This window comes from Streptomyces jeddahensis (assembly GCF_001642995.1).
In the GTDB taxonomy this organism is placed as follows: domain Bacteria; phylum Actinomycetota; class Actinomycetes; order Streptomycetales; family Streptomycetaceae; genus Streptomyces; species Streptomyces jeddahensis.
The window spans coordinates 20,902-43,330 of sequence record NZ_LOHS01000033.1; the positions used below are offsets into that span (position 1 = coordinate 20,902).

The following is a 22,429-nucleotide window of genomic DNA, read 5'->3' on the forward strand; positions in this document are numbered from 1 at the left end:
CTGAGTCCCATGCGCTTCAACCGGATGCTGCTCTCCACGACCCTGGTGGTCGTGGCCCTGGTGATCCAGGTGAGCATCCTCGCGCGCCTGCAACTGCCCGGCGCCGTACCGGACCTGATGCTGCTCACGGTGCTGGCCTTCGCCCTCGTCTACGGCCATGTCGGCGGCGCCCTCATCGGCTTCGGCGCCGGCCTCCTCGCCGACCTTGCACCGCCCGCTGACCACGCCGCCGGCCGCTACGCCCTCGTGCTGTGCGTCATCGGCTATCTCGCGGGCCTCGTCAAGCCGGACAACGGGCAGATCAAGTCCGCCACCGCGCCCATGGTCGTCGTGGTCGCCGCCGCCATCGGCTCGACCCTGCTGTACGCGGGCGTGGGCGCCCTCGTCGGCGACACGGCGGCCCGCCATGTCGGCCTGGCGAGCCTGCTGTTGACCGCCGCGCTCTACGACCTGCTGCTGGCACCGTTCGTCGTCCCCGCGATCATGGCCCTGGCCAGACGGGCCGAGCCCGATCCGCTCGCCGAGACCGGGGCCGCCGGCGCGGCGGGCGGCGGCTCCTCCGGCTGGTTCGCCTCCGGCACCGGGCTGAGCATCGGCTCCCAGCGGGGCGGGCTGCGCGGCGGCGGCCTGCTGCGCGGCCGGACGACGAGGGCACGCGTGGCGCGCGCAGGACGCATCAAGGGGGTCAAGCGGCTGTGACGAACATTCCGGAGACCGGCCGGACCCCGCGCGTCCAGATCCGGCTCGTCATCATGCAGATCCTCGTCCTCTCGCTCCTTTTCACCCTCGGCGGCCGCCTGTGGTACCTCCAGATCCGCAACGGCGAGGAGTACGCCAAGGAGGCCTCCGGCAACCACGTCCAGCAGGTCGTCCAGCCCGCCGTACGCGGCTCGATCCTCGACGCCCGCGGGGTCCCGCTCGCCGACAACGAGACGCGGCTCGTCGTCTCCGCCTCGCGCACCGACCTGTTGAAGATGAAGGACGACGGCGAAGCGGTGCTGACCAAGCTCGCAGGCGTCCTCGGCATGAAGCCCAAGGACGTCATGGACAAGGTCCGGCTGTGCAACGCCGAGACGCCGCAACCCTGCTGGAACGGCTCGCCGTACCAGCCCATCCCCATCACCGACGAGGCCACGCCCCGGCAGGCCCTGCAGATCCGCGAGCGCTCCGAGGACTTCCCCGGCATCCCCGCCGAACCCCCCGCCGTCCGCCGCTACCCGGGCCCCGGTAAGGCCAACACCGCGCAGGTGCTCGGCTATCTGTCGCCCGTCACCGACGAGGAGATCGAGAAGGCCAAGGACTCCGACTCGCCGTACCTCCGCTCCGACCAGGTCGGCCGCTCGGGCCTTGAGCGCCAGTACGACAAGGAGCTGCGCGGCAAGGCGGGCGTCACCCGGTACGAGGTCGACAACCTCGGACGCGTCATCGGCCAGGCCAAGCCCGACGAGGCCGAGCCCGGCGCGAACCTCGTCACGAGCATCGACGCACGCGTGCAGCGCGTCGCCGAGTACGAGCTCAACGAGGCGATGAAGGAAGCCCGCAAGCAGTTCGACGACAACACCAACGAAAACTACAAGGCCGACTCCGGCGCCGTCGTCGTCATGGAGGCCAAAACCGGCCGCGTCGTCGCCATGGCCTCCAACCCGACGTACGACCCCAACGCCTGGGTCGGCGGCATCTCCGGCAAGGACTACGCCAGGCTCACCGGCAAGGACTCCAACTACCCGCTGCTCAACCGCGCGATCCAGGGCCAGGCGGCACCCGGCTCGATCTTCAAGGTCGTCCCGACCGCCGCAGCGGTCAAGGCGGGCTACTCGTTCGACGGGCGTTACGACTGCTCGAGTTCGTACTCCATCGGCGGCCAGGTCTTCAAGAACTTCGAGTCCCAGAGCTACGGCCCGATCAGCCTCGGCCGGGCGCTTGAGGTCTCCTGCGACACCGTCTTCTACCGGCTCTCGCACCAGGAGTGGCTGAAGGACGGCGGCATGAAGCCGAAGAAGGATGCCAAGGACTGGTTCTACAAGACGGCCCACGAGTTCGGCCTCGGCGCGGAGACCGGCATCGACCTGCCCAACGAGGTCAGCGGCCGCATCCCCGACCGCCAGTGGAAGAAGGACTACTGGGAGGCCAACAAGGACGCCTGGTGCAAGTCCGGCAAGAAGGACGGCAGCTACGCCGAGAAGATCGCCTACGAGAACTGCCTCGAGGGCAACAAACTGCGCGCCGGTGACTCCGTCAACTACTCCATCGGCCAGGGCGACACGCTCGTCACGCCCATCCAGATGGCCACGATCTACGCGGCCATCTCCAACGGCGGCACGCTCTACGACCCGACCGTCGGCAAGGCGATCATCAGCCCCGACGGCAAGCAGATCCAGGAGATCGAGCCCAAGTCGCACGGCAAGCTGCCGATCAGCAAGAAGACCCGCGACGAGATGGACGAAGCCCTCGCGGGAGTCGCCACCCGCGGTACGGCCGCCTGGCGCTTCGGCGGCTGGCCGCAGGACAAGATCCCGATGCACGCCAAGACGGGTACGGCCGAGGTCTACGGCAAGCAGACGACCTCGTGGTTCGCCACGTACACCAAGGACTACGCGGTCGTCATGACGATCTCCCAGGGCGGTACGGGCTCCGGCGCCTCGGGCCCCGCCGTACGAAAGATCTACAACGCCCTCTACGGACTGGACGAGGACGGCAAGCAGGACCTGAAGAAGGCCCTGCTGCCCGAGCCGCAGAAGAGCCTGCCGAAGATCGAGGCCGACGGATCGATCGACGCCCCGAAGATCGAGACGTACGACCCGCCGAAGGACGAGCAGGCGAGCGAGGAAGGACAGCCGACGACAGGGGACCAGCAGTCGCCCGCGGCGACCACGCCGTCGCCCGAGGCGAGCAACCGCGACACCCGAAGGCGTTCCGCACGACGCCGCGGAACGGGGCGGAGGAGCACATGAGCGGCACCAACGGCTTCTCCGTCTCCGGGTACGGGCCCGAGCGCTCCGCCTGGGCGCGGCTGATCGCCCGCGACTCCCTGGTCCGCAGGCTCGACTGGCCGATGCTGCTGTCGTCGGTCGCGCTCTCGCTCATCGGCACCGCGCTCGTCTACTCGGCGACCCGCAACCGCACCGAGCTCAACCAGGGCGACCCGTACTACTTCCTGTTCCGGCACGTCCTGAACACCGGCATCGGGCTCGCCCTCATGGTCGGCACGATCTGGCTGGGCCACCGGACCCTGCGCACGGCCGTGCCGATCCTCTACGGCGTGTCCGTCTTCCTGGTCCTGCTGGTGCTGACCCCGCTCGGCAAGACCATCAACGGCGCCCATGCCTGGATCGTCCTGGGCGGCGGATTCTCGCTCCAGCCCTCCGAGTTCGTGAAGGTCACGATCATCCTGGGCATGGCGATGCTGCTCGCCGCCCGGGTCGACGCCGGGGACAAGGAGTACCCCGACCACCGCACCGTCTTCCAGGCCCTCTGCCTCGCCGCCGTCCCGATAATGATCGTGATGCTCATGCCCGACCTCGGCTCGGTCATGGTGATGGCGGTGATCGTGCTCGGCGTGCTGCTGGCCTCCGGGGCCTCCAACCGCTGGGTGTTCGGCCTGCTCGGCGCCGGCGCGGCCGGAGCGATCGCCGTCTGGCAGCTGGGCGTCCTGGACGAGTACCAGATCAACCGCTTCGCAGCCTTCGCAAACCCCGCGCTCGACCCGGCGGGCGTCGGCTACAACACCAACCAGGCACGCATCGCGATCGGTTCGGGCGGACTGACCGGCACCGGCCTCTTCCACGGCTCGCAGACCACCGGCCGGTTCGTGCCGGAACAGCAGACGGACTTCGTCTTCACGGTCGCCGGGGAGGAGCTCGGTTTCCTCGGCGCGGGCTTCATCATCGTCCTGCTCGGCATCGTGCTGTGGCGCGCCTGCCGTATCGCCCGCGAGACGACCGAGCTCTACGGCACGATCGTCGCCGGCGGGATCATCGCCTGGTTCGCCTTCCAGTCCTTCGAGAACATCGGCATGACGCTCGGCATCATGCCGGTCGCGGGGCTTCCGCTGCCCTTCGTGTCGTACGGAGGCTCGTCGATGTTCGCGGTGTGGGTGGCGATCGGGCTGCTGCAGTCGATCAGGGTGCAGCGGCCGATGTCCGCGTGAGTGGTTCCCTGCCCGACACTCTGAGGTCACCTCAGGTTCGGGCAAGGTACTGACCCGGGCCGCATTCGCGTCTAGATTCGGTGCATGGCGGAGACGAAGCGTGAGATCGAGCGCAAGTACGAAGCCGACGCGAGCACGCAGCTGCCGGATCTGACCGGTGTCGCCGGGGTCTCGACCGTCGTCGACAAGGGTGTCGCCGAACTCGACGCGGTCTACTACGACACCGCGGACGAGCGGCTCGCCTCCGCCGCCATCACCCTGCGCCGCCGCACCGGCGGCGACGACGCCGGCTGGCATCTGAAGCTGCCCGTCGACAGCGGAGTCCGCGACGAGATCCGGGCACCGCTCTCCGACACCGTGCCCCGCGCGCTCTCCGGCCTCATACGCTCCCGGATCCGCGGCGCCGAACTGGCTCCCGTCGTCAGGCTGCGGTCGGCCCGCGACGTGCGCGACCTCTGCGACGCCGACGGTGCGCTGCTCGCCGAGGTCAGCGTCGACACGGTACGTGCCGAGCGGCTCGCCGGGGACGGGGAGGGCGCCACGGCCGCCTGGACCGAGATCGAGGTGGAGCTCGCGGACGGCGGCGACCCGCGCTTCCTCGACAAGGTCGACAAGAAGCTGCGCAAGGCGGGGCTGCAGACGTCGGCGTCCGCCTCGAAGCTGGCCAGAGCGCTGGCGGAGACGGCACCACAGGGACGGCAGGCGCCCCTCGGACGGCAGGCGCCCCCGGGACGGCAGGCGCTCCCGGAGCCGGAGAGCCCGGCGGCAGGCCCGGGGACCGCAGGGGACCACGTCCTCGCCTACATCCGCGCCCAGCGCGACGCCCTCGTCGAGCTCGACCCCGCCGTACGCCGCGACCTGCCCGACTCCGTGCACCAGATGCGGGTCGCCACCCGCCGGATGCGCAGCGCCTTCCGCTCGTACGGCAAGGTCCTGGACCGGGCCGTCACCCGCCCGATCGGCGACGAGCTCAAGTGGCTGGCCGGCGAGCTCGGCGTGGACCGCGACCAGGAGGTACTGAACGAGCGGCTGACCGCGGCGCTCGGGGAACTGCCGAGGGCGTTGCGCACCGGCCCGGTCCGCAGCCGCCTGCGCACCTGGTCCCACGCCCGCCGCGGCGGCTCCCGACGCCGGCTGATCGCGGTGCTGGACGGCAAGCGGTACCTCACGCTCCTGGACACCATCGACGGACTGCTGGAACGGCCGCCGCTGCTGAAGGCGGCCGAGGGGCAGCCCGTCGACGTGATCGGCAAGGCCGTGCGGCGCGACTTCCAGCGGCTGGCGTCGCTGGTGGAGCGCGCCCTGGACGTACCCCCCGGCGACGACCGCGACGTGGCCATGCACGAGGCCCGCAAGGAGGCCAAGCGCACCCGCTACGCGGCCGAGGCGGCGACCCCGGCGCTGGGCGCGCCCGCCCAGGACCTGGTCCGCTCGATGAAGTCCCTGCAGGGCCTTCTCGGCGACCACCAGGACAGCGTGATGGCCCGCCTGGCCCTGCGCGATCTCGCCGCCGAGGCGCACGCGGCGGGGGAGAGCGCGTTCACATACGGGGTGCTGTACGGGAGGGAGGAGCAGGCGGCCGCGGCGTATGAGGCGGCGCTGCCGGGGGCGTGGGCGACGATCACGCAGACGGCGCAGGTGTGTGTGACGGGGCGGGCGCCGGATTCCCTGTAAGACGCCCCCGGGCTCGCCGTACGAAGCGCCGTTCCGGCCGCGTTAGGCTTGATGGTCACCCCTGTCCGCTCACGAAAGTCCCCGCGATGTCTGTCGAGTCGGTTTTCCCGCAGCTCGAAGCCCTGCTCCCGCATGTGCAGAAGCCGATCCAGTACGTCGGTGGAGAGCTGAACTCCACCGTCAAATCCTGGGACGAGTGCGACGTGCGCTGGGCGCTCATGTACCCCGACGCATACGAGGTCGGGCTGCCCAACCAGGGCGTCATGATCCTCTACGAGGTCCTGAACGAGCGCGAGGGCGTGCTCGCCGAGCGCACGTACAGCGTGTGGCCGGACCTCGAGGAGCTGATGCGCGAGAACGGCGTGCCGCAGTTCACCGTCGACAGCCACCGGCCGGTGAAGGCCTTCGACGTGTTCGGGCTGAGCTTCTCCACCGAGCTCGGGTACACCAACATGCTCGCGGCCCTGGACCTCGCGGGCATCCCGCTGGAGGCCAAGGACCGCACCCTCGACGACCCGATCGTGCTCGCGGGCGGCCACGCCGCCTTCAACCCCGAGCCGATCGCGGACTTCATCGACGCGGCGGTGATCGGTGACGGCGAGCAGGCCGTCCTGGAGATGACCGAGATCATCCGCGCGTGGAAGGCGGAGGGCCGTCCGGGCGGCCGCGAGGAGGTGCTGTTCCGCCTGGCGAAGACCGGCGGGGTGTACGTCCCGGGCTTCTACGACGTGGAGTACCTGCCGGACGGCCGCATCGGGCGCGTCGTACCGAACGAGTCGGGCGTCCCGTGGCGTGTGTCCAAGCACACCGTCATGGACCTCGACGAGTGGCCGTACCCGAAGCAGCCCCTGGTCCCGCTCGCGGAGACCGTCCACGAGCGCATGTCCGTGGAGATCTTCCGTGGCTGCACGCGCGGCTGCCGCTTCTGCCAGGCCGGCATGATCACGCGCCCCGTGCGGGAGCGAAGCATCACCGGCATCGGCGAGATGGTCGACAAGGGCCTGAAGGCGACCGGCTTCGAGGAGGTCGGCCTGCTGTCGCTCTCCTCCGCCGACCACTCCGAGATCGGCGACATCGCCAAGGGCCTCGCGGACCGGTACGAGGACGACAAGATCGGCCTCTCGCTCCCCTCGACCCGTGTCGACGCCTTCAACATCGACCTGGCGAACGAACTGACGAGGAACGGCCGCAGGTCCGGCCTCACCTTCGCCCCCGAGGGCGGCTCCGAGCGCATCCGCAAGGTCATCAACAAGATGGTCTCGGAGGAGGACCTGATCCGGACCGTCGCCACGGCGTACGGCAACGGCTGGCGCCAGGTGAAGCTGTACTTCATGTGCGGCCTGCCGACGGAGACCGACGACGACGTCCTGCAGATCGCCGACATGGCGGCCAACGTCATCGCCAAGGGCCGCGAGGTCTCCAGGTCCAACGACATCCGCTGCACGGTCTCGATCGGCGGCTTCGTGCCCAAGCCGCACACGCCGTTCCAGTGGGCGCCCCAGCTCTCCGCCGAGGAGACCGACGCCCGCCTCGAGAAGCTCCGCGACAAGATCCGCGGCGACAAGAAGTACGGCCGCTCCATCGGCTTCCGCTACCACGACGGCAAGCCCGGCATCGTCGAGGGCCTGCTCTCGCGCGGCGACCGCCGCATCGGCGCCGTCATCCGCGCCGTCTACGAGGACGGCGGCCGCTTCGACGGCTGGCGCGAGTTCTTCTCGTACGACCGCTGGATGGCCTGCGCCGAGAAGACGCTGCCCGCGTACGGCGTGGACGTCGACTGGTACACCACCCGCGAGCGTACGTACGAGGAGGTCCTGCCCTGGGACCACCTGGACTCCGGTCTCGACAAGGACTGGCTCTGGGAGGACTGGCAGGACGCACTCGACGAGACCGAGGTCGAGGACTGCCGCTGGACGCCGTGCTTCGATTGTGGGGTGTGCCCGCAGATGGATACGTCCATCCAGATCGGCCCGACCGGCAAGAAGCTGCTGCCGCTGACGGTGGTCAAGTAGCACGTGTGCGCCGCCAGGGCCCGGCCGCGGAAATCCGTGGCCGGGCCCTGGCGCGTGTCGGCAGAATGAGGTGATGCCCCAGCTGACGCTGCCTGACATGCGCTTCCACGCCTCCTTCCTCGCCGCGGTGAAGGAGTTCACGGACGTGGGCGGCATGGATCCGAAGAGCCTGCTCGCGCAGGAGATCGAGGAGTACGGGGACAGCTGGCGGGATCCGGCGGTCTTCGCGGCATACGTGGCGGGGCTGCTCGCCGCGCGGGAGCGGCCGCGCAGGGAGGGCTGGGTTCCGGCGACCACGCTCTGGTACGTGGAGGGCGACACGTTCCTCGGCCGCATCTCCATCCGTCACCGGCTCACCCCGTTTCTGCTGGAGCGCGGGGGCCACATCGGATACGACATCCGCCCCGGTGCCCGGCGGCGCGGTCACGCCACCGCGATGCTCCGCGAGGCACTGCCCCTGTGCCGGGGGCTGGGCATCGTCCGGGTCCTGATCACCTGCGACACCACCAACGTGGCCTCGCGGAAGGTGATCGAGGCGGGCGGCGGGGAGTTCGAGGACGAACGCGGTGGAAAGCTGCGGTACTGGATCCGGACGGGGCTCTGAGGCGTCCTCTCGGACATGGACCTCGAGAAGCCGCCGGCCGAACGGCCCCCGCAGACGCCACCCGAAGGCTGCCTGGTGGTGGCGGTCCGCCTGCCCGTGCGGATCGTGGCGCTCGTGCTCGTCGTGCCGGTACGCATGGTGTGGGACGCGCTCGTCGTCACCGGGCGTTTCCTGAACGAAACGGTGCTGCGGCCGGTGGGCCGGGCGCTGCTGTGGCTGGGGCGGGCCCTGTTCGTGTGGCCGTGGGTGGCGCTGTGGCGCCACGTCGTCGTGCCCGTCGCCAAGGGGCTCGCCTGGCTCGGGAACGTGCTGCTCGTCGTGCCCGCGGTGTGGTGCTACCGGCGGGTGCTGACGCCGATCGGGCAGGGGATCGCCTGGGTGGTGCGGGGCATCGGCGCAGGTCTGGCCCGGCTGCTGGGCTGGATCGGTGCCGGTCTGGCCTGGGTGTACGCGCGGCTGCTCACCCCCGTGGGGCACGCGGTCGTCTGGCTGCTCAAGGGCATCGGGGCCGTGCTCGCGGCCCTCGGACTCGGCGTGTACGCCGCCGTGGCCTGGCTGGTGCGGTACCTGGTCGTCGTACCGGCCGTGTGGCTGTACCGGTGGGTGCTCACGCCGGTGGGGCATGGCATCGCCTGGGTCGGGCGGACGCTCCTCGTCGGCGTCATCCGGACCGGGCGGATCGTCGGCACCGCCCTCTACTGGACGCTGCGCGTCCTCCTCGTACTGCCCGCCCTCGCCGCCTGGCGATGGGTGCTCGCGCCTGTCGGGCGGCTGCTCGCCGTCGTCGCGCGGGAGGCCGGCGACGCGCTGGTGCACGCGTGGCGCGTCGCCGGGTACGTGTCGCTCGCCGTCGGGCGCTTCCTCGGGCGGCTCTTCCGGTGGATCTTCGTTGAGCCGGTGCGCTGGGTGTACCGGAGCGTGCTCACACCGGTCGGGCACCTGGTGCGCGACGCGGTGTGGCGGCCCGTCGCCGGGGCCGCGAAGGCAGTCGGCCGCGCGACCCGGCAGGCGCTGGCCTCCGCACGGGATGCGGTCCGGCAGGCCCGCGCGGACATCCGGCGGATGCTCTTCGGAACGCCTCGGGAGCCCGAGCCGGATGCGCTCGGCCGCACCCGGCGGGAACCTGTGGCGGGCGCGGCACGTACCCTTGATAGAGGTACGACGGCTCTCACGAAGGAATGAACGACACTGGGCAAGCGACAGCCCGAAGGCCCGCCGCCCGCACCAGCGGTGCAGCGCATCCGACTGCGCTACACCAAGCGCGGCCGCCTCCGGTTCACCAGCCACCGTGACTTCCAGCGCGCCTTCGAGCGTGCGCTGCGCCGCGCCGAGGTGCCCATGGCGTACTCGGCCGGTTTCACGCCGCACCCGAAGGTGTCGTACGCCAATGCCGCACCCACCGGCACGGGCAGTGAGGCCGAGTACCTGGAGATCGCGCTGACCGAGGCGTGTGACCCGGACAAGCTGCGTGAGCTCCTCGACGAGTCGCTGCCCGCCGGGCTCGACGTCGTCGAGGCCGTCGAGGCCCGCACCTCGGGTCTCGCCGACCGGCTCACGGCCTCCGTGTGGGAGCTGCGCCTCGACGGCGTGGAGCCCGCGGACGCGGAGCGCGCCGTCGCCGCGTTCAAGGCGGCGGACACCGTCGAGGTCCAGCGCAGAACGAAGAACGGCATGCGTACCTTCGACGCCCGTCCGGCGGTCGCGAGCATCGAGGCGCTCGACGGCCTCGCTGCCCGCGACGCACGGGCTGATAGGCCGACCGACCAGCCCTGTGCGATACTGCGGCTGGTTGTTCGGCACGTGACGCCTGCCGTACGACCCGACGACGTCCTGTCCGGTCTCCGAGCTGTGGCCGACCTGGCGCCGCCGGTCCCCGCAGCGGTGACCAGGCTGGCGCAGGGGCTTTTCGATGAGGAGACCGGCACGGTGACCGACCCGCTCGCGCCCGACCGCGAGGCAGTCACGGCCGCCCCATCTGTCACTCAAGGGGCCACCGGACCTGCCACCGCGACGGCGGCGACGCCGGAAGGTCCCGCGTAGGGACGGACGCCGTAGCGCCGCCCTCGTACTCGGGAGCCACCTGGGTCGGGCAGCGCACCGACCACAAGACTTTCGCCAGGCCGTACGCAACATGGCGTACGGAACCGGCGAGACAGGACACAGAGAGCTCCCGAGCGGCGCTCGCGCCCCGGAGGGCGGCAGCGCGCAGGACGCGCGAGCCGCGGACGTCACCGGATCAGGTGCGGCGCCCGGGAGCCTGACGGGAGAACCGCCCGCATGCTCGAGCCGATCGAACCCAACAAGGGCTCCGAGAACAACAACACCCCCAGCGACACGCTGCCGCCGCGCCGTCGGCGCCGTGCGGCGTCGCGCCCGGCAGGTCCGCCCGTGGCGGGCGCCGAGGCCGGAGGCATCTCCCAGGCCGTTCAGGCCCTGGGCGATGTCCCGGCCATACCGGCCGAGGCGTCCGCTTCGTCAGCCGTGCACGAGACCGATGAGGCCGTCCAGGCCGCGCGGGCCGTAGCCGCCGCCGAGATCGCCGACGCGATCGAGGCCGCCGAGGCCGTGGCCGCGGTGGCCGGGACCGAGCCGGAGGAGGCCTCGGCCTCCGCGACAGCAGCCGAGGAGTCCCAGCCTGCCGCCGCCGGGCGTACGCGCCGCCGTGCGCCACGCCGGGCCACCGCGCCCGCCGGGGCGCCCAAGGCGGCCGAGACCGCCGAGACGGCCGCCACCGCGGCAGCCTCGCCCGTGGACGAGGAGGCCGAGGAAGCCGAGACCGTGTCGGACACGCCGGTCGCCGAGCCCGCCGCCGAGTCGGCGGAGGAGCCGGTCGAGGCCGCCGCTCAGGAATCCGCCCAGGAATCCGTGCCGGTCGCGGCCGGTCGTCGTCGTACGCCGCGTCGTGCCACCGCACCTGCGGGGGCGCCGAAGGCCGATGCGTCCGCTGGTGAGGCGGAAGAGGCCGCCGAGGTCGTCGTGCAGGCGTCCGCGGGCGCCGAAGCCGTCGCCGCCGAGGCCGAGAGCGAGCAGCCGGTCGAGGCCGCCGAGCAGGCGCCGCGTGTGCGTCGTCGTGCGTCGCGTCGTGCCACCGCGCCTGCGGGGGCACCGAAGCCCGTGGCAGAGACCGCTGAGACTGCCGAAACCCTGGAGACCGCCGAGGCGGAAGCCGTCGTCGGCGCCGAGCCCGCCGCCGAGACGGCGGAGGAGCCGGTCGAGGCCGCCGCTCAGGCGCCCGACGAGGGTGCCGCCCCCCGGCGTACGCGCCGTCGCGCCACGCGCAGCGTCTCCGCCCCCGCCGAGAAGGCCCAGGCCGAGGAGCCCGCAGCGCAGGAGGCCCCGGCTGCCGAGCACGCGGTAGCGCCGGAGGCCGAAAAGGTTCCGGCCGCCGCCTCCGCGCAGGCCGCCGTGGCCGCGCCGCAGGCGCCGGCCGACGAGCCGGTGCAGATTCCGGCCGCGGCCTCCGTCCCCACGCCGGTTTCCGCTCCCGCAGCCGCTCAGGAGGAGCAGGCCGCCGAGGACGAGGGCGCCGCTCCCCGGCGTACGCGGCGTCGTGCCACCCGTAAGGCCGCCACTGGTTTCGCCGCGCCGGCCGCGCAGACCGCGCGTACGGCACCGGCCGCGGGCGACGAGGCGGAGGGCGCCGCTGCCCCGCGGCGGCCCGCACGCCCCGCCGTCGCGGTCTTCCAGCCGCCCGTGTTCACCGAGCCGATGTTCCAGACCCCGGAGCGCGCCGCGGCGGCAGCCGCCGCCGAGGCCGCCGAGGAACCCGCGGAGACCGCCGAGGCGCGCGTCGCGGAGGAGGAGCACGCGGAGGACACCGGTCCGCGCCGTCGTCGCCGCCGTCGGGGCGCCGACGAGACACCCGCGGCCGCCGAGGCCGTCGAGCCCGCCACCGCAGAGGAGCCGGAGACCGCCGAGGACGTCGAGGCGGAGGACATCGCCGAGGCCGAGGAGGCCGAGGAGACCGGCTCGCGCCGTCGCCGCCGCCGTGGTGGCCGCCGTCGCCGGCGTGGCGAGTCCGCCGAGCCCGAGTCGGGCGAGGGCCTCGACACCGACGAGCTCGCCGCCGAGCAGGCCGCGCAGGACGCCGAGGACACGGCCGAGCAGGTCGAGGAGGACGCCGAGGAGCACGAGCACGACGAGGAGACCGCGCTCTCCGGCTCCGCCGGCACCCGCCGTCGCCGCCGTCGCCGCCGCCGCGCCGGTGAGGCGCCGGTCGACACGGAGCCGGGCGAGGGCGACCCGGAGCGTACGGTCGTCAAGGTCCGCGAGCCGCGCAAGAAGGAGAAGGAGGAGCGGCTCGGCACCGGTCCCGACGAGGTGCAGTCCATCAAGGGCTCGACCCGCCTCGAGGCCAAGAAGCAGCGCCGCCGCGAGGGCCGCGAGCAGGGCCGCCGCCGCGTCCCGATCATCACCGAGGCCGAGTTCCTGGCGCGCCGCGAGGCCGTCGAGCGCGTGATGGTCGTCCGGCAGAACGGCGACCGCACCCAGATCGGCGTCCTCGAGGACAACGTGCTCGTCGAGCACTACGTCAACAAGGAGCAGTCGACCTCGTACGTCGGCAACGTGTACCTGGGCAAGGTGCAGAACGTGCTGCCGTCGATGGAGGCCGCCTTCATCGACATCGGCAAGGGCCGCAACGCCGTCCTGTACGCCGGTGAGGTCAACTTCGAGGCGCTGGGCATGGCCAACGGCCCGCGGCGCATCGAGTCTGCCCTGAAGTCCGGCCAGTCGGTCCTCGTCCAGGTCACCAAGGACCCCATCGGCCACAAGGGTGCCCGCCTGACCAGCCAGGTCTCGCTGCCCGGCCGCTATCTGGTCTACGTCCCCGAGGGGTCGATGACCGGCATCAGCCGCAAGCTGCCCGACACCGAGCGCGCGCGTCTGAAGACCATCCTCAAGAAGATCGTCCCCGAGGACGCGGGCGTCATCGTGCGCACCGCAGCCGAGGGCGCGAGCGAGGACGAGCTGCGCCGCGACGTCGAGCGTCTGCAGCAGCAGTGGGAGGACATCCAGAAGAAGGCGAAGAACGGCAACGCCCCGACGCTGCTGTACGGCGAGCCGGACATGACCGTCCGCGTCGTCCGCGACATCTTCAACGAGGACTTCTCCAAGGTCATCGTCAGCGGTGACGAGGCGTGGGAGACCATCCACGGATACGTCTCGCACGTCGCGCCCGACCTCGCCGACCGGCTGCAGAGGTGGACGTCCGAGACCGACGCCTTCGCGACGTACCGGATCGACGAGCAGCTGATGAAGGCGCTGGACCGCAAGGTCTGGCTGCCCAGCGGCGGCTCGCTGGTGATCGACAAGACCGAAGCGATGGTCGTGATCGACGTCAACACCGGCAAGTTCACCGGCCAGGGCGGCAACCTCGAGGAGACCGTGACGAGGAACAACCTCGAAGCGGCCGAGGAGATCGTGCGCCAGCTGCGTCTGCGCGACCTGGGCGGCATCGTCGTCATCGACTTCATCGACATGGTGCTCGAGTCCAACCGGGACCTGGTGCTGCGGCGCCTCCTGGAGTGCCTGGGCCGGGACCGTACGAAGCACCAGGTCGCCGAGGTGACCTCGCTGGGCCTCGTCCAGATGACCCGCAAGCGGGTCGGCCAGGGCCTGCTCGAGTCGTTCTCCGAGACCTGCGTCCACTGCAACGGGCGCGGCGTGATCGTGCACATGGAGCAGCCGTCGGTCGCCGGTAACGGCGGCAAGCGCAAGAAGCGGGCCCGCGCGGGCGCCGAGCCGCTGCCCGAGGCCGTGGCGGAGGCCGCCGTCGCGACGGAGGCGGAGGCCGAGGCGGAGGCGGAGACGGAGGCCGAGGTGGCCGCCGCGGTCGCCGCACCGGTGGCCCTGCCCTCGCCGGGCTTCGCGCCGGACGAGGAGCTGTACAGCAGTGCCGCCGAGGCGGAGGCCGCGGCCACCCGCGGTCGCTCGCGTCGCCGCGCAACCCGGAGGGCGTCGGCTCCGGCCGGCTCGCCCACCAGGGTGGAGACGCGGGCTCCCCAGGCGGAGGCTCCGGCTTCCGAGACGGCCCAGGCTCCGGCAGCTCCCGCTGCGGAGGAGCAGGTCGTCGCCCTGTCCGAGGCGGAGGCTCCGGCCGCCGCCGCGCAGGAGGAGGCCGCGCCCAAGGGCCGTACGCGCCGCCGGGCGACCCGCAAGGCGACGGCTCCGGCCGGCTCGCCGAAGGGTGCGGACACCAGCGAGGTGACCGTTCCGGAGACGGCCGAAGCCGGGGCCCCGGAGGCCGCCGAGCCGGTGGCCGCGCCCGAGCCGGTGGCCGAGCCGGTGGCCGAGGCCGCTCCCGAGCCGGTGGCCGAGGTCGTGGCTCCGGCAGCCCCGGCCCGTCCGCGGCGCCGTGCGGTCCGCAAGGAGACCGCGCCGACCGCGCCCGAGGAGGCGGCCGTCGTGGTCGTGCCGTCGGCCGCGGAGCCGCAGCCGGCGGGCGAGCAGGCGGAGACGGAGACCGGGACCGAGGAGGCCGCTCCGGCCGCCGCCAAGAAGACGGCGCGCAAGACGGCCAAGAAGGCGACCGCGAAGAAGGCCGCCACGAAGAAGACGGCGGCCAAGAAGACGGCCGCCAAGAAGGCCACGGCCAAGAAGGCGGCGACCGCCAAGTCGGCGGCCAAGAAGACGGCCGCGGCGGAGCAGCAGACTCCGTCCACCGTCACCGCTTCGGCGAACGAGGCCTGATTGTCTGACGCCCCCGGTGCGGCGATGTCGCCGCACCGGGGGCGTCGGGCTGCCTGGTCGGGTGCCGTAGCGCCGCGCTCCAGTTCGAGATCTCGCACGCCCTCGCGGGCGCCGTTCTCGCACGTCAGGGCGCGCATGCCGCAAAGCGTTACATCTCTCCCGACGACCCACCCCGCCACTTGGAGCGCGGTGAAGTCCGTGTAAAACTCATCTGTCTAACGGAGAACACGCATGCGCGAGTTGGGGAGAACCCGCGCCTGCGCCAGGGGAGGGGATGGTCGATGGCGCACGTGCGCCTCAAGGGCACCGGACGTCACCGCGCCGTCAAGCCGGTGAAGGGCGGGCGCCAGGCGGTGGCCCTGGCCACCGTGCTGTCGGCGGCGGGGATCCAGGCAGCCGGCACGGCGGGAACGGCCAGCGCGGCGGACACGCCCACCTGGACCGAGGGCCCGATCTTCAACGACCCGCTGGGCACCACCGAACAGCAGTACGCGATCCGCACCCGCCTGATCGAGCTCACCAACGCCGCCCTGCCCGGCTCGACGATCAAGGTCGCCGTCTACCACGTGTGGGAGGCGTCGGTCGTCAACGCACTCGTCAACGCCAAGAACCGCGGCGTGAACGTGCAGATCCTGCTGGACGAGTCCAGCATCAGCGACCGGCCCACGAACACCTCGTACAACACGCTCGCGGCCGCGCTCGGCACCAACACGAAGCTGTCGTCCTACGTCACGACCTGCCCCGTCGACAAGTCCTGCATGGGCAACCCCAAGGACGGGGTGTCGATCATGCACAACAAGTTCTGGCTGTTCTCGGCGGTCCAGGGCGCCACGAACGTCGTCGTGCAGACCACCTCGAACTCCACGCCGTCGGCACACACCAAGTTCTTCAACGACGCGCTCCTGCTGCCGAACAACCCCACGATGTACGACGCGTACTCGGACTACTTCGTGGAGATGGTCGGCAAGAACTGGGCCGCCTGGGACTACCGCTCGGTCAGCAACGGCCTGTACAAGGCGTACTTCTTCCCGCGGGCCGGGTCCACCCGGGACTCCGACACGGTCTACTCGGTGCTGAACAACGTACAGTGCACGTACAAGAACTCCGCCGGAGTGACCCAGAGCACCAAGGTCCGCGTCGCGATCTTCAAGTTCACGCGGCAGGCCATCGCGGACAAGCTCGTCTCGCTGAAGAAGGCGGGGTGCCAGGTCAGCATCGTCTACGCCGAGACCGACAGCATCAAGAGCTCGGGGTCCAAGGGCACCTGGGAGACCCTCCACACGACCGGCGGCCCCTCCGTGAGCTGCTACAACGACGACCGCGACCCCACGGACCCCACGAAGAAGATCACGACGCCGTACATCATCCACTCCAAGACCCTGCTGGTCGAAGGGATGTATGACGGCAAGATCAACAAGGTCAGCTTCATCGGGTCGGGCAACTACACCGGTCCGGCGCTGCGGGAGAACGACGAGACGATCGTCAAGGTCGACGACGACTCGGTGCACGACGCGTACCGCGTCCACTTCGACCGCGTGCGGTCGGTCGCCTGGCCCGGCACTGCCGACACGACCGACCTGTGCAAGGGCGTCAAGCCGCTGCCGCAGGACGGCGAGAAGCCGACCCCCTGAGGCGGCCACGGGGCTCGGCGTGAGGCGGGGGAGAAGCCCGGGCGGGGCCCGGTTTGACCCCTCACTTCGGGCCCCGTAACCTTGACCGTCGGCGTGTCCACTGATGCGCCCCACCCCTGTAAACCCTTTCCTCCCGGATTCCAGGGATTCCAAGGTTCTGCCGCGGATTCCGAGGTCCAGGGAGAGGCCGTCCGTGCGGGCGGCTGGACTGCGGGGGTCCCGTTCCGAGCGAGAGAGAGATGCGCGTGTACGCCATCGTGCGCAGCGGTGGTCGGCAGCACAAGGTTGCTGTCGGCGACATCGTTGAGGTTGACAAGATTTCCACCGCCAAGGCCGGCGACACGGTAGAGCTCTCTACCCTGCTGCTCGTCGACGGCGACACCGTGACCAGCGACCCGTGGGTGCTGGCCGGTATCAAGGTCCAGGCCGAGGTCGTGGACCACACCAAGGGCGCGAAGATCGACATCCTGCGCTACAAGAACAAGACCGGCTACCGCCGTCGTCAGGGCCACCGCCAGCAGTACACGGCGATCAAGGTCACTGAGATCCCCACGGCTGCGAAGTAAGGGACTGAGGAGAGATGGCACACAAGAAGGGCGCATCGTCCACTCGGAACGGTCGCGACTCGAATGCTCAGCGGCTCGGCGTGAAGCGCTTCGGCGGTCAGGTCGTCAACGCCGGTGAGATCCTGGTCCGCCAGCGCGGCACCCACTTCCACCCGGGCGCGGGCGTCGGCCGCGGCGGCGACGACACGCTGTTCGCCCTGCAGGCCGGTGCGGTGGAGTTCGGTACCCACCGTGGCCGCAAGGTCGTGAACATCGTTCCGGTCGCCTGACCTCAGGCACCTGTAGAACGGTTCTTTCGCGAGGCGGACCTCACTTCCCGTACGGACTCCGTACGGGAAGCGGGTCCGCCTTTCGCGTGTTGAGACGTAAGACATTTCCCGTACGTACGTGACTGTGCGTATCCGCAGTCGTAACTGGAGGCACATCCCATGACCACCTTCGTGGACCGCGTCGAGCTGCATGTCGCCGCGGGTAACGGAGGTCACGGCTGTGCCTCCGTCCACCGTGAGAAGTTCAAGCCCCTCGGCGGCCCCGACGGCGGCAACGGCGGGCGCGGCGGCGACGTGATCCTCGTCGTCGACCAGTCCGTGACGACGCTGCTCGACTACCACCACAGCCCGCACCGCAAGGCCACCAACGGCAAGCCCGGCGAGGGCGGCAACCGGTCCGGCAAGGACGGCCAGGACCTGATCCTGCCCGTCCCGGACGGCACAGTCGTGCTCGACAAGCAGGGCAACGTCCTCGCGGACCTGGTCGGTCACGGCACGTCCTTCGTGGCGGCACAGGGCGGCCGCGGCGGGCTCGGCAACGCGGCGCTGGCCTCGGCCCGCCGCAAGGCGCCGGGCTTCGCGCTGCTCGGTGAGCCCGGCGACCTCCAGGACATCGTCCTGGAGCTGAAGACGGTCGCGGACGTGGCGCTCGTCGGCTACCCGAGCGCCGGCAAGTCCTCCCTGATCTCCGTGCTCTCGGCCGCCAAGCCGAAGATCGCTGACTACCCCTTCACGACGCTCGTCCCGAACCTGGGCGTGGTGACGGCGGGCGAGACCGTCTACACGATCGCGGACGTGCCCGGTCTGATCCCCGGCGCCAGCGAGGGCCGGGGCCTGGGCCTGGAGTTCCTGCGGCACGTGGAGCGCTGCAGCGTCCTCGTACACGTCCTGGACACCGCCACGCTCGAGTCGGACCGCGACCCCGTCTCCGACCTCGACGTCATCGAGGCGGAGCTGAAGCAGTACGGCGGCCTCGACAACCGCCCGCGGATCGTCGTCCTCAACAAGATCGACGTACCGGACGGCAAGGACCTGGCCGAGATGGTCCGCCCCGACCTGGAGGAGCGCGGCTACCGCGTCTTCGAGGTGTCCGCGGTGGCGCACCTCGGCCTCAAGGAGCTGTCGTACGCCCTCGCCGAGCTGGTCGCGCATGCGCGTGCCGCGAAGCCCAAGGAGGAGGCGACCCGGATCGTCATCCGCCCGAAGGCCGTGGACGACGCGGGCTTCACGGTCACGCGCGAGGAGGACGGCCTGTTCCGGGTCCGCGGCGAGAAGCCCGAACGCTGGGTGCGCCAGACCGACTTCAACAACGACGAGGCCGTCGGCTACCTCGCCGACCGCCTCAACCGCCTCGGTGTCGAGGAGGAGCTGATGAACGCGGGCGCCCGCTCGGGCGACGGCGTGGCCATCGGCCCCGAGGAGAACGCGGTCGTCTTCGACTGGGAGCCGACGATGATGTCCGGCGCCGAGATGCTCGGGCGCCGGGGCGAGGACCACCGGTTCGAGGCGCCGCGGCCCGCCGCGCAGAGGCGGCGGGACCGCCAGGCTGAGCGGGACGAGGCGGAGCGGGAGTACGACGACTTCGAGCCGTTCTAGGTGGGGCGCCGGGGGTGCCGTCGTGGGCACCCCCGGAGCGAAGAACGGCTAGACCAGCGCGTTCTTGTAGAACAGGTTCGAGCGGCGGTCGCCCGCCGCTCCCGAGGCGAAGCCCAGGAACAGGCGGACCTCGCTGGCGACCGTCTGGTAGATCGCCAGGCCCTCCGGCTCGCGGAAGTCGAGGGACTCGCCGGCCTTGGTGAGGACCGGGCCCTGCTTGATCGTGCCGGTGTTCATGTCGATGCTGGTGACCTCGGAGTTCACCACACCGCCGCTCGCGTCGTACGAGGTCCCGGTCAGGACGTACAGGTACTGGCCGTACGCGGCGTACCCCTGGAACGTCGATGACAGCGTCGGCAGGCTCGGCTGCTTGAAGTCGGCCAGCGGGGAGCTGAAGTTGCCGCTCGTCGCGGCGGCGAGGTCGTAGACCGCGATGTGCTTGCCGTCGCTGAGGTGGTAGCGGACGATCAGGCGGTTGTTGACGGGGTCGATGGAGCAGGTGTGCTCGGTCGCCGTCGACACCGGCGTGAACTTCGTCAGCGCGGACGACGTGTTCGACAGCGTCGTGCCGCTGGTGAACTTGAAGCGGGCAAGCCTCTTGCCGTAGCCGTTGGAGTTCGCCTCGACCTCGGTCCACAGATACGTCGACGTGCCGACGCCCTGCGCGCCGAAGGCGACGCCGTGGCCGAAGCCCGTCAGATGCATGTAGCCGACGTAGTTGCCCTCGAAGTCGAGCTGCGTGATGCACAGATCGCCCGCGGTCTCGGCGGAGCCGTCGCGCCGCTGCGCCACGAACAGCCGCCGGTTGACGTTGTCGAACGCGAAACCCTGCTGCACGGTCACGTCGTGCAGCGACTTCCCGCGGTACAGGTCGTACGAGGGCTGCGTCAGGTCGAAACGCTGCGAGGTCGGCACGGCGGCGGACGCGGCTCCCGCGCCGAATCCGAGGCCGAGCGCGGCCACGCCGAGCCCGGTGCCCGCGCGCAGCAGCCCTCGCCGGCTCAGGGCTATGCGCGGCTCGTATATCGGCTCGTGTGTCATGGGTCCCCTCCTGTGGCGGCAGTACACGATCACGCGTGACCCTATGCGAAGGGCCCCGGGAGACTGCTCCCGGGGCCCAACTCGCTTGGTTCGCTCAGGCGTTGACGGAATCCTCGGCGCCGTTGACCGAGTCCTCCGCGCCGTTCCCATCCGTCTCGAAGTCCTCGGCGTCGGCGGCGCCGCGGGGGGAGGGGATCTCCGCGGCGAGACGCGAGGCCATCCGGACGCGCCGCTCGTCGGCCTTGGCGCACAGGGAGCGCGCGGCCTCGTCGAAGCGGACCAGGGACGGCGGGTCCGAGGGGCCCAGCAGATGCTCCTTGAGCTCCGTGCGGGCCTCGGTGAAGGCGTCCTTCTCCGGGTCGCGCACGGTCTCCAGGAGCGACGGAACGCCGTCCGCCTCGGGGGTGAGGATCGTCGCGGCCCGCACCGTCGGGAAGCCGGCCCGGAACGCGACCTCCGGCATACCGGAGGTGTTGGCGACGGCGTACGGCTTCTCGCTGGACAGCCAGTCCGAGACGACGCTGGAGACGTCGCTGATCAGCAGGTCCGCCTGGTTGAAGCAGGCGAAGATGGCCGGCCGGGCGTCGGTGATGATCTGGTGCTCCCACTCGGGGAACGACGACCAGTACGCGGTCTCCCAGGCCGCCGTCGCCTTCGCGATGGCGGCGTCGCGGTCGCCCTGCGGGGCGCCCTGCAGCAGCATGCGCTCCATTTCGTCCGCGCTGGCGCGGAAGGCGGTGGAGGTGAGCTTGTCCAGCTCGACGGTGCGGCGGGCCAGCTCGGCGGCGGCCTCCGGACCGGGGCGGGCACCGGACCGCTTGGTGTTCGCCTCACGGATCATCGCCATGATCCGCTCGTTGGCGGCGCCCGCACGCGGGTCGACGGAGCCGGTCATCGGGTGCGGCTTGTAGAGCAGGCGCACACCGTCGTCGGCGAGGAGCTGCCGGACGATGTTCTCGCCGGCGAGGACGACCGAGGTGTTGCCCGGGTTGCCGTCCCAGCCCTCCCAGGTGGGCGCGTACAGCACGGTCGTGTACGTCCCGGTGGGCGGGCCCGCGTACGGGCGGATCGGCGCGAGCTGCGGGCGGCCGACCTCCACGATGTCCTTGTCCTCGACGCCGACCTCGGCGAGCGCGTACCGCTCGCGCGCCGCCGGGCCCGCGACCCACACCTCGTCGTACGCCTTCGCATACGGGTTGCACGAGGACAGCTTGTCGCTCTCGCCGTGGTTGATGAACGCGTGCTTGATGGTGGGGATGCGCAGGACCTGCGACGTCTTACCGGAGTTCGCCGGGTGCAGCATCGTCTTCAGCGTCGAGTTCTCCAGGGAGAACATCGTCGCGACCTTCGGGAAGCAGATGACCGGCACGTCGGTCGCGTCGATCTTCTGCACCATGAACCGCTCGCGCAGCACGATCAGCGGCTTCTCGAGCTCGGCGAGGGTGGAGAGCCACATGTTCGCCTGGTACGCCGAGGTCGTGCCGCCCGAGAAGTACATGGCCACCGTCGGCTGGTAGTCGGCCAGCCACTTGTCCAGCCACTCCATGACCTTCTGCTCGCTCTTCGCCCGCTTCTTCGGCAGCAGCCAGGTGCCGAGGTGCAGCGTGCCGAGGAGCATCAGCGCGAGCGAGACGCCGAGGCCGATGCCGCCCCAGTACGCGGCCGTGGTGCCCGCGGTGATCAGCAGGCCCGCGGTCGCCGGGATGGAGAAGACGAGCAGGCGGTGGCTCGCGCGGCGGGCCAGGATGCGCGGCGGCGCGGTGGTCAGCCGCAGCGCCGACGCGTCGATGTTGCGCGTGACGATCGGCAGCGTGCGCGTGCGGCGCACCAGCACGGCGACGCCCTGGCAGGCGAAGTGCAGCAGGTAGACGCAGAGGAGCGCGACGGTGAGCGGAGCCTGCTCACGCAGCGGGTTGATGCCTTCGATGCGCAGCAGGCCCACCACGATCAGCATGTCGCGCAGGAGCTGGCGCACGGTGACGTCGAAACGGACCTTGCCGAGTAGCGACAGCAGCCCTGGCTGCTTGTGCTGCAGATACGTGTCGAGTGCGAGACCCGCGGCTGAGGCGGCGATGAACACCGGTACGTTCGGCAGCAGCGCGCCGACGAGCTGCGCTGCGAAGAGCGCGAACATCGCGGACAGCGCGGAGAGCTGCACGACGCGGCGGGGGGCGAGTCCGGCGGAGGGCACGGGCAGGG

Annotated in this window: 15 protein-coding genes; 13 read left to right on the forward strand and 2 right to left on the reverse strand. The window is 71.1% G+C overall.

Translation table 11 applies throughout. The annotated features are described in order from the left end of the window. The first annotated feature begins 9 nt into the window (after nucleotides 1-9). The 13 genes from mreD (at nucleotide 10) to obgE (ending at nucleotide 19,189) form a co-directional block, all read left to right on the forward strand. On the forward strand, nucleotides 10-699 hold the full coding sequence (gene mreD / locus STSP_RS03925) for a rod shape-determining protein MreD (protein ID WP_067272048.1): 690 nt from the start codon (nucleotides 10-12) through the stop codon (nucleotides 697-699). Continuing rightward, entirely contained in the window at nucleotides 696-2,951 is a 2,256-nt protein-coding gene (gene mrdA, locus STSP_RS03930) for a penicillin-binding protein 2 (protein WP_067272051.1), read from the forward strand. The genes mreD and mrdA overlap by 4 nt, the downstream gene beginning before the upstream one ends. Beyond that, nucleotides 2,948-4,147, forward strand: a complete 1,200-nt coding sequence (gene rodA, locus STSP_RS03935) for a rod shape-determining protein RodA (RefSeq protein ID WP_067272053.1) — start codon at nucleotides 2,948-2,950, stop codon at nucleotides 4,145-4,147. Before mrdA ends, rodA begins: the two co-directional genes overlap by 4 nt. 84 nt (nucleotides 4,148-4,231) lie before the next feature. Beyond that, a complete protein-coding gene (locus STSP_RS03940) occupies nucleotides 4,232-5,821 on the forward strand; it encodes a CYTH and CHAD domain-containing protein (protein ID WP_067272055.1) in 1,590 nt (529 codons plus the stop codon). 86 nt (nucleotides 5,822-5,907) lie between these two features. Next, nucleotides 5,908-7,833 (forward strand): TIGR03960 family B12-binding radical SAM protein, encoded by a 1,926-nt coding sequence (locus STSP_RS03945; RefSeq protein ID WP_067272057.1) that lies wholly within the window; start codon nucleotides 5,908-5,910, stop codon nucleotides 7,831-7,833. Nucleotides 7,834-7,906: 73 nt separating this feature from the next. Beyond that, entirely contained in the window at nucleotides 7,907-8,437 is a 531-nt protein-coding gene (locus tag STSP_RS03950; protein ID WP_067272060.1) for a GNAT family N-acetyltransferase, read from the forward strand. A gap of 15 nt (nucleotides 8,438-8,452) precedes the next feature. After that, nucleotides 8,453-9,619: a hypothetical protein gene (locus tag STSP_RS03955; protein ID WP_067272062.1), complete on the forward strand. Its 1,167-nt coding sequence runs from the start codon at nucleotides 8,453-8,455 to the stop codon at nucleotides 9,617-9,619. Nucleotides 9,620-9,667: 48 nt separating this feature from the next. Beyond that, a complete protein-coding gene (locus STSP_RS03960) occupies nucleotides 9,668-10,477 on the forward strand; it encodes a TIGR03936 family radical SAM-associated protein (protein ID WP_067272064.1) in 810 nt (269 codons plus the stop codon). A gap of 237 nt (nucleotides 10,478-10,714) precedes the next feature. Beyond that, on the forward strand, nucleotides 10,715-15,127 hold the full coding sequence (locus tag STSP_RS03965) for an Rne/Rng family ribonuclease (protein ID WP_067272066.1): 4,413 nt from the start codon (nucleotides 10,715-10,717) through the stop codon (nucleotides 15,125-15,127). A 281-nt stretch (nucleotides 15,128-15,408) separates the two neighbouring features. Then, entirely contained in the window at nucleotides 15,409-16,758 is a 1,350-nt protein-coding gene (locus STSP_RS03970; protein WP_067272069.1) for a phospholipase D-like domain-containing protein, read from the forward strand. 245 nt (nucleotides 16,759-17,003) lie between these two features. Continuing rightward, the gene (gene rplU / locus STSP_RS03975) at nucleotides 17,004-17,324 is read left to right on the forward strand and encodes a 50S ribosomal protein L21 (protein ID WP_067272111.1); all 321 of its coding nucleotides are present in this window, start codon (nucleotides 17,004-17,006) and stop codon (nucleotides 17,322-17,324) included. Between the two features lie 14 nt (nucleotides 17,325-17,338). Next, nucleotides 17,339-17,593, forward strand: a complete 255-nt coding sequence (rpmA, locus tag STSP_RS03980) for a 50S ribosomal protein L27 (protein WP_023550764.1) — start codon at nucleotides 17,339-17,341, stop codon at nucleotides 17,591-17,593. Nucleotides 17,594-17,752: 159 nt separating this feature from the next. After that, a complete protein-coding gene (gene obgE / locus STSP_RS03985; RefSeq protein WP_067272072.1) occupies nucleotides 17,753-19,189 on the forward strand; it encodes a GTPase ObgE in 1,437 nt (478 codons plus the stop codon). Nucleotides 19,190-19,237: 48 nt separating this feature from the next. On the opposite strand, the gene STSP_RS03990 is transcribed toward obgE, so the two are convergent. Together STSP_RS03990 and STSP_RS03995 are read right to left on the reverse strand one after the other, a co-directional pair. After that, nucleotides 19,238-20,230, reverse strand: a complete 993-nt coding sequence (locus tag STSP_RS03990; protein WP_107441193.1) for a phage baseplate protein — start codon at nucleotides 20,228-20,230, stop codon at nucleotides 19,238-19,240. 94 nt (nucleotides 20,231-20,324) lie between these two features. Continuing rightward, nucleotides 20,325-22,421 (reverse strand): hypothetical protein, encoded by a 2,097-nt coding sequence (locus STSP_RS03995; protein WP_067272073.1) that lies wholly within the window; start codon nucleotides 22,419-22,421, stop codon nucleotides 20,325-20,327. Nucleotides 22,422-22,429 lie beyond the last annotated feature (8 nt).